The organism is Pedobacter frigidisoli (assembly GCF_032678525.1).
In the GTDB taxonomy this organism is placed as follows: Bacteria; Bacteroidota; Bacteroidia; order Sphingobacteriales; family Sphingobacteriaceae; genus Pedobacter; species Pedobacter frigidisoli_A.
In genome coordinates this window covers 311779-326143 of record NZ_JAVTSE010000005.1, presented here as the reverse complement: position 1 = coordinate 326143, position 14365 = coordinate 311779, and the positions used below count along the sequence as shown (strand labels likewise).

Below are 14365 nucleotides of genomic sequence, written 5' to 3'. Positions count from 1 at the left end.
TCAATGAAACCCAATAATAAATTGTTCGAGCCTGCCTTAGTACAGACCGCACTAAAACAGTCATTCATCAAGCTAGATCCAAGGGTGATGGTTCGCAACCCGGTGATGTTCACGGTGGAAATCGGTACCCTGGTAATGGCTTATGTTACCATATATTCGGTGAGCCATACCGGACAGGGTGCTCCGATATACAACTTCTTCATCTTTTTGATCCTGCTGCTTACCGTACTGTTTGCAAACTTCGCCGAAGCAATAGCAGAAGCCCGGGGCAAGGCACAGGCCGATAGTTTGCGTAAAACCAGAGAGGAAACACCGGCTAAAGTACTGCTAACCGGAGGAAAAATCGAAATCCGTTCATCTAACCAGTTGCAGAAAGGCGATGTGTTTGTTTGTGAAGCGGGTGATACGATCCCTACCGATGGTGAGATTATCGAAGGTATTGCCACGATCGATGAATCGGCCATTACAGGAGAATCTGCTCCTGTAATCAGGGAGTCAGGAGGCGATAAATCATCGGTAACGGGCGGTACCAAAGTGTTATCCGATGAGATTAAAGTTCAGGTAAGCACCGCTCCGGGCGAGAGCTTTTTAGACAAAATGATTGCATTGGTGGAAGGTGCTTCACGTCAGAAAACGCCAAATGAGATTGCTTTAACGATACTACTTGCCAGTTTTACATTAGTGTTTATTATCGTTTGCGTCACGCTGAAGCCTTTTGCTGATTACGCCAATACACCGATCACCATTGCTGCATTGATTTCCCTGTTTGTATGCCTGATTCCGACGACCATTGGAGGCTTGCTTTCGGCAATTGGTATTGCTGGTATGGATAGGGCATTACGGGCCAATGTGATCACCAAATCGGGCAAAGCGGTAGAGACTGCAGGCGATATAGATGTGCTTTTACTGGATAAAACCGGTACCATCACCATCGGCAACCGGAAGGCAACCAATTTTTATCCTACAGAAGGTGTGGACCCCAAAACGTTCGCAGATGCCTGTATTTTAAGCTCGCTGGCCGATGAAACGCCTGAGGGGAAATCAATTATCGAACTTGCAGGCGAACAGGGTTTTAAAGTTATGGACACACCAACAGGGTCGGCCTTTATCAAGTTTACTGCAGAAACGCGGTCGAGCGGACTGGATACGGCCGAGGGCAGACGCATCAGAAAAGGCGCTTTCGATTCTATCCGCAATATTGTAGAGAAGGCTGGAAATATATTTCCATCGGATATCGAAAATCACGTAAAAGCCATCGCTACCAATGGGGGGACGCCGCTGGTGGTTGCTGAAAACGAAAAAGCAATGGGTGTAATTGAACTTCAGGACATCATCAAACCGGGAATTAGTGAACGTTTTGAACGCCTGAGAAAAATGGGCGTAAAAACAGTGATGGTTACCGGAGACAATCCCCTCACCGCAAGATACATTGCGGAGAAAGCTGGTGTTGATGATTTCATTGCTGAAGCTAAACCAGAGGATAAGATGAACTACATCAAAGATGAGCAGGCACTTGGAAAACTGGTGGCGATGATGGGCGATGGCACCAATGACGCGCCTGCATTGGCCCAGGCAGATGTTGGGGTAGCCATGAACAGCGGTACACAGGCTGCAAAAGAAGCAGGGAATATGGTTGATCTCGATAACGACCCAACCAAACTGATTGAAATTGTGGAAATTGGAAAACAGCTACTGATTACGCGTGGTACGTTAACTACCTTTTCAATAGCCAATGATGTGGCAAAATATTTCGCCATTGTTCCGGCCTTATTCATTGCTTCTATCCCGGCGCTTCAAAGCCTGAACATTATGGGACTGAACAGCCCTGAATCTGCAATACTTTCGGCCGTGATATTTAACGCGATTATTATTCCGATCCTGATTCCGCTGGCGCTGAAAGGAGTAGCATACAAGCCAATAGGTGCAACAGCACTTTTGCGTAGAAACCTGTTTATTTACGGAATTGGAGGTGTTGTAGCACCCTTTATCGGCATTAAATTAATTGATTTATTGGTTGGCCTTTTTGTTTAAGGCTTTTAAAAAATATAAAAATGAAAAAGTACATCATTCAATCCATCCGTTTAACAGTAGTACTACTGGTACTGTTATGCATCGTTTACCCCATCAGTGTAGCTTTTATCGGTAAAATGGCTAAAGGCAACGGCGGTGGTGAAAAAATAATCAGAAATGGTAAAACCGTTGGCTATGCACTGCTTGGCCAATCCTTTAGCCGTCCGGAATATTTCTGGGGCAGGCCTTCGGCTGTAGCTTACAATGCCGCAGGTTCGGCAGGGTCAAATAAGGGGCCATCAAATCCCGATTATCTGAAAGAAGTACAGGCGAGGATTGATACGCTGATTAAATATAATCCGGGGATTAAAACATCGGATATTCCCGCGGATATGGTAACGGCCTCTGGTAGCGGGCTTGATCCAAATATCTCCGAGCAAGGGGCAGCCATTCAGGTGGCCAGGGTAGCAAAAGCCAGAAACGTAGATGAGCAAAAAGTGAAAGACCTGGTAGCCATGAATACGCTGAAACCTTTTCTAGGCCTTTTTGGTCCCTCATCAGTAAATGTACTTAAACTTAACCTGGACCTGGACAAACTTTAAATGCCTTTTAGCTGCCCGTTTATGCGCGTTTGCCACAACAAAGGGACGGGCAGCCACGAGGTGAATAATTAACAACAAACAATGTAAGCAGGCTAAGCCCTGCCTGAATGAAGATTACGATATGAAAAAAATATTATTGTTAGCCGCAGCCTTAACCGCCGGTTTTTTAACAAAAGCACAGGAAGAATCAAAAATCAAAATTTCTGGCTATCTGGAAGCTTATTATGGTTACGACTTTAATCAACCCGCAGATCATAACCGCCCGGCGTTCATTTATTCGCATAACCGCGCAAATGAAATGAACTTGAATTTAGGGATGATCAAGGCGGCATATGATAACGGCAACATCCGTGCAAACCTGGCTGTAATGGCCGGAACCTATGCTAATGCCAATCTTGCCGCAGAACCCGGTGTATTAAAAAATATATTTGAGGCCAATGCTGGAGTAAAACTTTCCAAAACGCAAAACCTTTGGATTGATGCCGGTATTTTTTCCTCCCACATTGGTTTTGAAAGTGCCGTTTCAAAAGACTGCTGGGTACTTACGAGAAATATTTCTTCGGAAAATACCCCGTATTACGAGTCGGGAGCAAAAATTACCTACGGTACAGCAGATGGCAAGTTCACAGTTGCGGGATTTTATCTTAACGGATGGCAGAGAATTACCAGACAGAATGGAAACGACAAACCTGCTGGTGGTGTGCAGCTTACCTGGAAACCTACTTCAGCCGTTACCTTAAATTATAGCAATTATATCGGCACGGAAGGTGCCGACTCGGTAAGGGTGAACCGTTTTTACCATAACGTTTATGGCATATTGCAGGTAACAGACCAGTTTGGTGTAACGCTGGGATTTGATTATGGTACCCAACAGGTATCGAAAGGCAGTACTAGCAAAAACAAAGTGCTGTCGCCGGTGGCTATTATGCAATATAAATTTGCCCCTAAATGGGCGCTTGCCGGACGGTTTGAGTATTATGAAGATCAGAATGGTATTTTCATCGCCACCGGAACTCAAAATGGTTTTAAAACGAAAGGCTATTCGCTCAATATCGACTATTCGCCGGTATCAAATGCAGTTCTACGTTTAGAAGGAAAAACCTACGACAGCGAAGACAAAATATTCATCAGAAATACCGGGGCTGTAAATGCCAACACTACGCTTACTGCCAGTATTGCTGTCTCATTTTAATTAAACACATTACATCGCCCGGGTATTTTATCCCGGGCGTTATTGATTTTAAAGGATGGAATTGCAATGGAAGAAGAAAATAAAGAAACATCCGTCAGGCATTTTCTGGAGCTTATCAAGAAATCGAGAAGGGGTAAGCTGAAGATCTATATCGGTATGAGCGCTGGTGTAGGTAAAACGTACCGCATGTTGCAGGAGAGCCAGGCGCTCCTGCGCAACGGCGTAGATATTTGTATTGGTTACGTCGAAACACACAACCGTGCCGAAACACATGCGCTTTTAAATACCATTCCCCTTGTTCCAAGGAAAAGTATTTACTACAGGGGTAAAGAGATCGAAGAGATGGACCTCAAAGCGATCCTGAACCGCCATCCTGAAGTGGTCATTGTCGACGAACTTGCGCATACGAATGCAGAAGGTAGTAAAAATGGCAAACGCTGGCAGGATGTTTTAGACCTTCTCGAAGCAGGCATCAGTGTCATCTCCGCTGTTAACATCCAGCATCTTGAAAGCATCAATGAAGAGGTACAAGCCATCACAGGTATCGCGGCTACCGAACGCATACCAGACAAGATTTTGGAAGCCGCGGACGAAATTGTCAACATTGACCTTACGGCGGATGAACTGATCACCCGTTTAAAGGAAGGTAAAATTTACGATCAGAGCAAAATTGAAAGGGCATTGGGGAACTTTTTTCAGTCGGATAAAATTCTCCAGCTGCGCGAACTGGCGCTGAAAGAAGTCGTGCATCAGGTGGAACGAAAGATACTGAGTGAGATTCCAAAGTCCATCAAGTTGCGGCCAGAAAAGTTTCTTGCCTGTATTTCATCCAATCCGGAAACAGCGGGGGTGGTAATCCGTAAAACGGCCAGGCTCGCATCGTACTATCGTTCGCCCTGGATGGTGTTGTATGTGCAAAGTGACAGCGAAAGTATGGAACGCATTAAGCTGGATAAACAACGCCATCTCATTAACCACTTCAAGCTAGCCACCGAATTAGGTGCCGAACTTGTTAAGATAAAAAGCAATCACATTACCCAAACCATCATCGATACGGCATCACAAAAGGAAGTCACCACGATTTGCATAGGAAAACCACATCTGAATATTTTTCAGGTGATTTTAAGGACAGCTATTTTTAACGGACTGCTTAAAAACCTCGCTTCAAAAGATATTGATCTGGTGATACTTTCTTAAGTTCGCATACGAGTTTTAAAATAACAGCCAACATGAAAATAAAAACAAAACTGCGCCTTGGCTTCGGCTTCCTTTTCCTGATTGTTCTTTCCTTCGGACTGATCGCATTGTTCTTTCTTAATGAGCTTTCTGACAAATCGAAAGTGATTTTGAAAGACAATTATGAGAGCCTGAAATATGTAGCAGCCATGCGTTCGGTACTGGATGAAAATAGCATTCCATTAACAAGAACTGCAAAAGATAAGTTTGAAGCAAGCCTGATTCTCGAAGGCGCAAATATTACAGAGCCTGGTGAAGCGGATGCCGTTAAGGAACTTGAGCTTAGCTACAAAAGACTGGCGGAATCGCTCACAGACAGTGATCGGTTATTTTATCTTAAAGGTTTACGGATGGCCTTGCAAAAAGTTGAAACGCTCAATATGAAAGCAATTTTCAATAAAAATGAGCGGGCAAACGAAACATCGGGTAGGGCTAACCTCTATATTGCCCTATCGGCAACAACCTGTTTTTTAATTCTCTTTACCTTTATTATAAACTTTCCGGGTTTTGTAGCCAATCCACTGGCAGAGTTTAGCGCGGCCATCAGACAGATTGCCAATAAAAACTATAAACAGCGGCTTCATTTCGACAACGATGACGAATTTAGTGCGCTTGCGATATCTTTCAACAGTATGGCTGCCAAGCTTAACGAATGGGAGAACAGTAATCTTTCAAAGTTAAAGAGCGAAAAGCTCCGCATAGAAGCGATCATTGCCCAGATGCAGGATGCGATTATTGGTTTGAATGAAAAAGGTGAGGTGTTGTTCATGAATGCACTTGCCTCTAAACTAATCAATGTGGATGAGAAAAGCGCTATTGGCCAGAATGTAAATGATCTGGTGAAGAAAAGCGAACTCCTTAAACGCATATTGGCGCCCGACCCGGACCGTAAACCACTGAAAATTTATGCCGACGACAAAGAGTCCTATTTCCAGCTGGAAAACCGGGAAATTGTGATTCCGAATTTTGAGGCGGGGCAGGAAGATACGCTGATTGAATCTTCAAGATCGGCAGGAAGTGTGTATGTACTGAAAAATATTACCCAATTTAAGGAACTGGATGAGGCCAGGACCCATTTTATTGCAACGGTATCACATGAACTGAAAACACCGCTCTCTTCCATTAAAATGAGTCTTAAACTGCTGGATGATGTTCGGGTGGGTGGAATGAATCCGGAGCAGAAAGAATTGATACATCACATCAGCGAGGATTCTGACAGGTTGCTTAAGATTACAAGTGAACTACTGGATCTTTCGCAGGCGGAGACCGGAAATCTTAAACTTAATTTTGCGCAGGTGAAGCCCTTTGCAATCGTAAGTTATGCACTGGATGCAGTGCGCTTTCAGGCGGAGCAAAAAAACATTACGCTGGAAGTCAACTGTGATCAGCAGTTACCTGAAGTAAATGCAGATATCCAGAAAACAGCCTGGGTGTTGGTGAATTTCCTTTCGAATGCGCTTCGTTACAGCTCCGAAAAATCGAAAGTAGTACTCGATGTGGTTCGGCTGTCTTCATCAATTCAATTTTCGGTGCGCGATTTTGGGAAAGGTATTGATGAGAAATATCAGAAAAGACTCTTCGAAAGGTATTTTCAAGTGCCTACCGATGGTCAGAATAAATCAGGTTCGGGATTGGGATTGGCAATTTCGAAAGATTTTATTGAAGCTGAAAAGGGGAAGATCTGGGTTGAAAGTGCAATAGGAGAGGGAAGTTTGTTTTTGTTTACGCTCCCGCTGGCTTAAGATGATTTGAAAATTTTGTTGATTCGTGGCTTGTAGAAGCATCAAAACACACGACGCATTGCTGTTTAAAACAGGTTTGTATTGCAAATTATAGATTTCCAGCGGGTTATAAACTGGTGGTTTGTGTTTTAATAAGGGCTGAAAAAATCGCTTAAAAATATTTTAAAAATTATTTGCGTAAGAGAAATTTATATTCCTATATTTGCAACCCCGAAGGGAACACAGCGATTGTGTTAATCATGCGAAAGTAGCTCAGTTGGTAGAGCACGACCTTGCCAAGGTCGGGGTCGCGAGTTCGAATCTCGTCTTTCGCTCTAAATGCCTTCCTACCAGGAGGCATTTATTTTTAAGTTTGGCCTCCGGTTTCGGAAATAACCAAATGCTCAGATGGTGGAACTGGTAGACACGCAGGACTTAAAATCCTGTGCCCTTAACAGGCGTGCGGGTTCGATTCCCGCTCTGAGTACGCAAATCGAGTTATAATCCCTTCATTTATGAGGGGATTTTTTTTTTGTTATGGATTTTCGTGACACTGATGGTCTTCTATTCACCAGTTATCTATTGTAAAAACATCGGATACAATATCAAAATACGCTAAAGAAAATCAATTATTGGATAATAAATAGGATTTTATACCTTTTTCGTTAGAATTTTCACCCTTTTTTTTCTGCTACAAATTTCAATTTTGAACAATGCGTACTACCGCGCATTATTTTATAATGAAATCAGTCAACCAACTTTAGAAATTAAAAGTATGAAAAACATGAAAAAAAGGACATTAGTAGCTTTGATACCAGCAGCCTTAATTATTTTACCCTATCTCTCATGCAAAAAAGCAACAGTAGTAACAGAAGAACTACCAAAACTACAGGCAAAATCTGAAATTACTTCAAGGACGACATCAAGCTTTGTTACAAATCCTAAAAATCTGAACATTGTAATGTTCGTGCCAACCGATAATCCTGCACTGCCTGATTACAAAACCAGATTAACATCCCTGTTTGTCCATTTTCAAAGCTGGTTACATACCGAAATGTTACGCTATGGATATGATAAATACCTCGGACTTTCAAAGGTAGATTCAACAGGTTTGGTCAGGTTCGTCGAAATTCCTGCTGCCGGGCCGCAATCCGATTACCCATACGGTTCGGGTAGTAAGATATTAGCTGAAATTAATACTTATAAAGCTGCTCATCCAGCAGAATTTTCAGCTTCTTCACATACGCTGATTTTGCTTCCTGAACGAACTGATGGCGGTGGGCAGCCGTTTTATGGTTCAGGAAAAAACTGTTTTGCACTCGACAACGCAAATATGACAGTTGATAAAATCCCTAACGCCAGTTCCAATTATATCGGCGGAATGCTGCATGAATTGGGCCATGGATTAAACCTGCCACATAATCATGCTAAATATGCATCTGAAGAACCATCTTTGGGTACGTCATTAATGGGCTCTGGGAATGTCAGTTTCAGCAAGGGCCAGCCTACGTTCTTATCCGAAGTTGATGCTGCAATATTAAACCAGAACGAGGTTTTTCAGAACACTATACCGTCTGGTGCGGCCTATGAAAGTGCAACTGCAGGTATCAGTTTGAGCGCCGCTTACAATAGCACTGCTCAAGCCATCAATTTAAGCGGAACCTTTACAAGTAATAAAGATGTTAGCGATATTTTGTTTTATATGGATCCTGATGCAAATGGTGAAGGATTTGGCAGCAATACCAACTATAATGCGGTTGCCTGGCGCTTTAGCCCAGGTGCCGGCAATACGATTTCCGGAACAATCCCTTTAAATGAGCTGTATTACAAAAACAATGAATCTTATGAATTGGAGGCAAAATTATTGTTGAAAAACGGCAGCGTAGTTGTTCAATCCTATCATTTTGATTTTTTGGGAGGAACTCCACAGATTGGTTTAGACAAGTCAGCTAAGTTTTATCAAAATGCAAATTATGGGGGTTACGGGGTCTCACTTCCTCCCGGAGAATATACTACCGCTAACTTGCTGGCTTTAGGAATCAGAGATAATGATGTCTCTTCAGTTTCCTTTGGATTCGGTGTTAAAGTAATCATGTATGATGGCGATAACTTTACCGGCAGCAGTACAACGCTCACTGCCGGTAGTTCTTATGTTTCTAAATTCAACGATAAGGCTTCATCAATTAAAGTGATTGAATTGTAGAAAAAAAGAGGCTGCTACCGTTTACTATGTAAAGGCGTGGCAGCCTCCTATATCATCCTAACCCCCGAAGCCCTGCCGTGTACCGGCCTTGTAAAACAACTCTGCAAGTGTTTTCTGATAGCTTGCGACCATGCTCTCTTGTTTAATCTTCATGTCTATCAGTTTTGATTCCCTGCTATTGATCAGGAACAGGGTGCTTTCCCCCAAACTAAATTTCTGATTTTCGCCAGTAACAAGTTTCTGCTGGTTTTCTACACTCTTAATCTGCACGGTGAGCTGTGCTGAGTAAGCATTCAAGTCGTTATAAGCAGCCATTACACCATTTCTGATGGTTCTTCCCGATTGCTGCAAATCGAGGTCGTTTTCCAGCTGCTTGATTTTTACCTCACGGAGTTTTCCCCTTTCGCTACGCAGAAACAAAGGGAACGAAAATTCTACGCCTATCTTGTAATTGCTCCAGTTGAAATCGTAATAACCGGGAATATCACTGTTAAAACCGGTTCTGCCTGAAATGAGATTTCCCATGAGGTTAAGCTTGGGTTTGAGCATTTCCTGGCGATAGGTTTTTTCTATGGCCAGCTGCGCACCTTTGCTGCGCAGTTTTAACAGTTCAGGATGGCGGTCGGCTGCCTGACCGATTAACGTATCCAACAATTGCGGATTGGGTTTTACAAAATCTGTAGGCATGGCCTGCGGCACAGCATCTTCAGGAAGCTCTAAAGGGCTACCTTCTTCACTCCATAAGTGGTTGGACAGAATCAGCTTTGCATTCTGCAGCTCGATGGCCGTTTTTGCCTTCTGTATCTGCCGTTCCTGAACGGTAATATAAGCCTCTACCGAGTCGATACTGGGTTTGTCTCCCAGCAAGGTTTGACGGCTCAATGCCTCAAACCTGCGCTGCGCGAGATCAAGTCCTTCGGTCACGAGCACATGCTGCCTGTAAGCATAGTACCATGCCCAGTAGTCTTTGGCAATACCATACCATGCGGTATTGATTTCCTTTAATCTATCTGCTTCAGCATACTGAACCATAATTTTCGCCTGGCGTAAAGTATTCCGTCGGGCATCGATAATCAAACCTTGTCCAAGAGGTATACTAATGCCAACGGCCGTTAAGCCCTCGTTGTTGGTACGGCTTTCGGGGTTTACGTAGGTGCCAACGTTACGGTCATAACCGACTTTTAAATCGGCACCGGCCAACCATAATGGGATTTTAAGTTCACTGGTCCACTTGTTGTAATAAGTGGTATTACCAAAAAGTTTCCTGTCGAAACCAGCTTTAAGCGCCGGGTCGAAATAACCTAGCGATTGCAATACAACAGCCCTTGCCGATTCGCTCAGCAATGCAGCCTGTTTGATCATGGGATGGTACTTGAAAACCATCATCTGCAAATCATCGGACGAAAAGACTTTTGCCGTATCTGGTTTTTGCTGTGTACTGTTCTGCGCATTAGCCCTCAATACCGCAAATAACATCATCAAGAGGAAAAGCGGCTTTACTTTTATATGCATCTGATTACCTCCCCGTTATATTTTGTCTTTAATTGGTGCAGGTTCTTTGTCTAAACTGGGTGGAAATCCATTTAACTGCCGCCAGATTTCGTACCAAAGTGGAACGGACCTTAATATAATACGCCCGTAAACACCCGATCCCTGACGGAGCTGTGGTGGCCATGGCTCATCGTTTTCGGGAACCGGATTAGTCTGACTGATTAAAACACGGTATTTTCCGCCGGTACTACTTACCCGGTCAATAGAGAATACTTTTCCGGCAAATGTACCCACAGCAACCGAGGGCCAACCTGAAAACTGCACTGATGGCCATCCCTCAAACTGCAAACGCACATCGCTGGTATCAAGGATCAATGGCACGTCCATAGCACTAACATACAGCTCGGCAGCAACCAATGGTGTTTTAGGTTGAAGGGTAGCTACTGATTCACCTTCCTTTATGTTTTCTCCAATACCAGCTTTTAAAGTTTTAACCACATATCCACTTTGCGGGGCCCTTACCACGTACAAACCGCGGCGGACATTCAGATTAGAGATGTCATTTCGTAATTTCGCTATGTCGCCCTGTGCACTGGCGCGACTGGAAACTGCCGTGCTCATGTCTGACTGCGCCTTAGATATCGATTCCTGATACTTGGCTCTGATGTTGTCGAGTTCAATGGTTGCATTGTATAAATTCTGTTGAGAATTATCCAGTTTATTGCGCTGACTAATCACCTTTGCATTGTCTTCCTGTAATTTTAAACGACGTGTTTCAATGTCGGTTAATGAGAATAACCCATTTTTATAACCAGTTTCATAACGTTCCAAACGGGCTTTGGTAGTTTCATAAAACTTCTGTACAGCCAATAAATCAGCGCTATCAATGCTCACGTAATTTTTTGCCTGCAGCACTTTGTTTTCTGCCGCTTTCATCTGGTAGTGTAAACCATCGTTCATCGCCCTCATCTGCGCTTTGGTTGCATCGATCTTTTGAACCGCTGCGGTTTCGCTACCGCGTTTTGCATCGAGCTGTTCATTTAAACGTGCGGGAAGTTCGGGATCAAAGTAAGACTGGGTTGTTTCAGAGATAACCAGAATGGTATCGCCTTTTTTCACTTCCTGTCCTTCGCGTACAGCCCAGTGCTCAATGCGCCCGCCGATCTGGTTTTGCACGGTTTGTGGACGGTCTTCAGGACGTAAAGCCGTCACTGTTCCCCGACCCGGAATGGTTTGGCGGTAAGGTAGAAACAGCAGCAGAACAAAAAATCCGAAAATAAAGAGCAGGATTCTACCCAAACGTTTTGGCCCTTGCGCATCTAAAATTTTGCTGCTCGCCCTGGTACCAAGTTCCTCCCAATTTTGGATCGGAGCCGTTACTAAACTTGTTTTACCCATGGTGCTGTTCTCCTTCCTCTAACTCAAGGTCAGTAACAACGGCCAGTTTCTCACTTCCCGTAATCATATCAAACACCGTATTTAAATTGGTCATTAGCTTCTCAATGGCATAACTGATTTGTACAATAATCACTTCTGCTGCTACAAACTGACCGAAAGTCATTTCGCGTTCCACAACAAAGTAAGAACCCATTAAGAGTAAGGCGCCCATCAGGGTTGTGCGCATGGCAACAGCACTATAAAAAAATCTTTTAAGGATACCAAAGTGATCGTTTCTTGCCTGAATATAATTTGATGTAATGGCATCTGTACGGCTAATGATTTCTTTTCGTTTGCTCTCACTCTCACGGTAAGTATCCAGATCTGCAGCCACATCTTCCAGGTAGGCCACAACCTCATATTTATAGCCTGATTCTTCAATACTGGTTTCAATCGCACGTCGATAGTACAAAACCAGGATCAGAATGATGGCAGCCAACACAAAAAGTCCAAAGGCCATGAATACCGGATGATAAAAAGACAGGAGAATCACGCTAAAAAAGATGAGTACAGCAGCTGCCACAATATCAACCAATAATTTGGTTAAGCCTTTTTGAATGGTTAATATATCAAAAAAGCGGTTAACTAGTTCCGCAGGGTTTTCGCCTTCCAAAGCTTTCTTTTTAATGCGGGGCAGCCGGTAGGCAAATTCAATGGCCGCCTTGGCAAATATCTTTTGCTCCAGAAATTCTACCAGCGTAAACTGGCCAATCAGCAGCACTCCGCCCACAACTATACCCACCAGAATAACGGCTATCAGGATGTAAGTGGAACTGTACATTGCACCGTTGGATAGTAAATTGAAAACCGCACTCGTTCCCAGCGGGAGTGAAAGTCCGATTAAACCAATCAATACGGCATATACATATATGTAATTAATGGTTCCCCGTTCGTAATGAAGCAGGCGTACCAGTCTTTGCCAGGGTGTTAATGCACCGGCAACATGATGATTCTTCATTTGTATTTTTTAATAATAAGAATAGATAAACTAATGGTTTCCGATAGCTAAATCTTTAAGACATCGAGATATCAGACATTTGCAATTGAGGGTATCTGGCCGAAACCGGATTATACTTTCGAAATGGAGTCGGGGGGCGGGGTAGGAACAACCTTAAGGGGTGGGAGGCCAATTCTTAAACGATAGGGAACCATACGTTCAGGCTGATCATTTACTGATAAAGTTTGTTCGAAAACCATCAGGGATGCCTCGTATAAAAGCATCTTCTTCTTGGCTTTCTCAAAAGCTTCTTCTTCTTTATCTTTATTTTCTTCAGCGCTTTTCTCAATCGAATAGGCATTGGCTGATGAAGAAAAACAAGCAATGGAATAAGAGCAGAATTTGATCGCCAATACCGCTAATAGGGCAAAGCCAAAAATACTCCTCAATAACTTGTTTCTCAATAACCTCATCATCCTGTTTACAAATATAGTTTTAACCTTTTCCAGAAAACAGCCTGATCAGGATTTTTTGCTCATACAAAAGTCAAATTCATTGGTAGATTGATTCGTGTAATATCAATGTTATACTAACATTAGAACGGGATTAGAGCGCCCAAATGTGACGACCTAAAATAATGCCGTTGTGTTAAATCATTCAAAACACTTTCAACAATTTGTGGTTATACTATCAATTGATCTTTCACTTTAAGAGATTAATTTTTTAGGTGGCGGTAGCTGAGAAACCTTGGTTACCGTTAGAATATGATTCCACCTTGTTTAATCCTGTTCGGCTGAAAGCTTTAAATTAAAAGGATAGTTATGAGAATAGCTATCCTTTTTTATTTACTTGTAACAAGCATCAGATCGATGATCATGTTTCTTCGAAACCAAAGCTTTACATTTTCATAATACTAATTTAAAGGTCCCCGTAGTTAAAGCCGATAATTTTGTCGGCTGAATGGATAAGGAAATAGTACCCGGTATAATGGCTGATGATTTGACGGCATTCAATCATGCTTATTCACTTTATCATAAGCAGATTTACCAGTTTATCTTCAAAAAAACACAATCGGAATACATTGCCACCGAAGTGGTTCAACTTTGTTTTATCAGGTTATGGGAGAAACGCAAAACCTTAAATGAAGATACCGCCCTGAATATTCAACTTTTTGGGATGGCACGGCAGGTGATGATCGACGAATTGAGGAAGGAAGCTACCCGTTTAAAATACAATAGTGGCTCCTCCCAGTCACCCTTTACCGATAATTTAATGGCAATGATCGAAAGCCGCGATATGCTTAAACACTTCGAACGGGAAATTGAATCGATGCCACCCATGCGCAAAATGGTTTTCAACCTCAGCAGGCAAAACGGACTCTCTTATGCAGAGATTGCCGAAATGCTGGGTATTTCAACTAAAACCGTTGAAGGACATATAGGAAAGGTCCTATCGCGCCTTAAAAGTTATATGTTCACTATTTTGATGTAACCACATTAAATAATTGTTAAGCCGTAGGGGCTAGCTTGCTGGCAT

Annotated in this window: 11 protein-coding genes and 2 tRNA genes; 9 read left to right on the top strand and 4 right to left on the bottom strand. The window is 43.0% G+C overall.

Annotation, left to right across the window (positions count from 1 at the left end; translation table 11 throughout):
* Positions 1-3 precede the first annotated feature (3 nt).
* From kdpB to R2Q80_RS15895, 8 genes are all read left to right on the top strand, one after another.
* On the top strand, positions 4-2031 hold the full coding sequence (gene kdpB, locus R2Q80_RS15930) for a potassium-transporting ATPase subunit KdpB (RefSeq protein ID WP_316800549.1): 2028 nt from the start codon (positions 4-6) through the stop codon (positions 2029-2031).
* Between the two features lie 20 nt (positions 2032-2051).
* On the top strand, positions 2052-2612 hold the full coding sequence (gene kdpC / locus R2Q80_RS15925; RefSeq protein ID WP_316800548.1) for a potassium-transporting ATPase subunit KdpC: 561 nt from the start codon (positions 2052-2054) through the stop codon (positions 2610-2612).
* Positions 2613-2733: 121 nt separating this feature from the next.
* Entirely contained in the window at positions 2734-3804 is a 1071-nt protein-coding gene (locus tag R2Q80_RS15920; protein ID WP_316800547.1) for a porin, read from the top strand.
* A 66-nt stretch (positions 3805-3870) separates the two neighbouring features.
* The gene (locus R2Q80_RS15915) at positions 3871-5001 is read left to right on the top strand and encodes a sensor protein KdpD (protein ID WP_316800546.1); all 1131 of its coding nucleotides are present in this window, start codon (positions 3871-3873) and stop codon (positions 4999-5001) included.
* A gap of 32 nt (positions 5002-5033) precedes the next feature.
* Positions 5034-6782, top strand: a complete 1749-nt coding sequence (locus R2Q80_RS15910) for an ATP-binding protein (RefSeq protein ID WP_316800545.1) — start codon at positions 5034-5036, stop codon at positions 6780-6782.
* Between the two features lie 241 nt (positions 6783-7023).
* A tRNA-Gly gene (locus R2Q80_RS15905) sits at positions 7024-7096 on the top strand.
* A 67-nt stretch (positions 7097-7163) separates the two neighbouring features.
* Positions 7164-7248, top strand: a tRNA-Leu gene (locus R2Q80_RS15900).
* Between the two features lie 297 nt (positions 7249-7545).
* Positions 7546-8964 (top strand): hypothetical protein, encoded by a 1419-nt coding sequence (locus R2Q80_RS15895; protein ID WP_316800544.1) that lies wholly within the window; start codon positions 7546-7548, stop codon positions 8962-8964.
* A 57-nt stretch (positions 8965-9021) separates the two neighbouring features.
* Here the strand turns inward: R2Q80_RS15895 and R2Q80_RS15890 are convergent, their stop codons facing one another.
* From R2Q80_RS15890 to R2Q80_RS15875, 4 genes are all read right to left on the bottom strand, one after another.
* Positions 9022-10476 carry a TolC family protein gene (locus tag R2Q80_RS15890; protein ID WP_316800543.1) on the bottom strand — a complete coding sequence of 485 codons (1455 nt, stop codon included), beginning with the start codon at positions 10474-10476 and terminating at the stop codon, positions 9022-9024.
* 15 nt (positions 10477-10491) lie between these two features.
* On the bottom strand, positions 10492-11853 hold the full coding sequence (locus R2Q80_RS15885) for an HlyD family secretion protein (protein WP_047800657.1): 1362 nt from the start codon (positions 11851-11853) through the stop codon (positions 10492-10494).
* Entirely contained in the window at positions 11846-12850 is a 1005-nt protein-coding gene (locus R2Q80_RS15880) for an ABC transporter transmembrane domain-containing protein (protein ID WP_316800542.1), read from the bottom strand. Before R2Q80_RS15880 ends, R2Q80_RS15885 begins: the two co-directional genes overlap by 8 nt.
* 110 nt (positions 12851-12960) lie before the next feature.
* The gene (locus R2Q80_RS15875) at positions 12961-13305 is read right to left on the bottom strand and encodes a hypothetical protein (RefSeq protein WP_156166775.1); all 345 of its coding nucleotides are present in this window, start codon (positions 13303-13305) and stop codon (positions 12961-12963) included.
* Positions 13306-13789: 484 nt separating this feature from the next.
* Between R2Q80_RS15875 and R2Q80_RS15870 the strand changes: the two genes are divergently transcribed.
* Positions 13790-14320: an RNA polymerase sigma factor gene (locus tag R2Q80_RS15870; RefSeq protein WP_316800541.1), complete on the top strand. Its 531-nt coding sequence runs from the start codon at positions 13790-13792 to the stop codon at positions 14318-14320.
* Positions 14321-14365 lie beyond the last annotated feature (45 nt).

Excerpts from the sequence above, each read along its gene's own strand:
- kdpB (WP_316800549.1), top strand. The coding sequence starts at position 4 with ATGAAACCCAATAATAAATTGTTCGAGCCTGCCTTAGTACAGACCGCA.
- kdpC (WP_316800548.1), top strand. The coding sequence starts at position 2,052 with ATGAAAAAGTACATCATTCAATCCATCCGTTTAACAGTAGTACTACTG.
- R2Q80_RS15920 (WP_316800547.1), top strand. The coding sequence starts at position 2,734 with ATGAAAAAAATATTATTGTTAGCCGCAGCCTTAACCGCCGGTTTTTTA.
- R2Q80_RS15915 (WP_316800546.1), top strand. The coding sequence starts at position 3,871 with ATGGAAGAAGAAAATAAAGAAACATCCGTCAGGCATTTTCTGGAGCTT.
- R2Q80_RS15910 (WP_316800545.1), top strand. The coding sequence starts at position 5,034 with ATGAAAATAAAAACAAAACTGCGCCTTGGCTTCGGCTTCCTTTTCCTG.
- R2Q80_RS15895 (WP_316800544.1), top strand. The coding sequence starts at position 7,546 with ATGAAAAAAAGGACATTAGTAGCTTTGATACCAGCAGCCTTAATTATT.
- R2Q80_RS15890 (WP_316800543.1), bottom strand. The coding sequence starts at position 10,476 with ATGCATATAAAAGTAAAGCCGCTTTTCCTCTTGATGATGTTATTTGCG.
- R2Q80_RS15885 (WP_047800657.1), bottom strand. The coding sequence starts at position 11,853 with ATGGGTAAAACAAGTTTAGTAACGGCTCCGATCCAAAATTGGGAGGAA.
- R2Q80_RS15880 (WP_316800542.1), bottom strand. The coding sequence starts at position 12,850 with ATGAAGAATCATCATGTTGCCGGTGCATTAACACCCTGGCAAAGACTG.
- R2Q80_RS15875 (WP_156166775.1), bottom strand. The coding sequence starts at position 13,305 with ATGATGAGGTTATTGAGAAACAAGTTATTGAGGAGTATTTTTGGCTTT.
- R2Q80_RS15870 (WP_316800541.1), top strand. The coding sequence starts at position 13,790 with ATGGATAAGGAAATAGTACCCGGTATAATGGCTGATGATTTGACGGCA.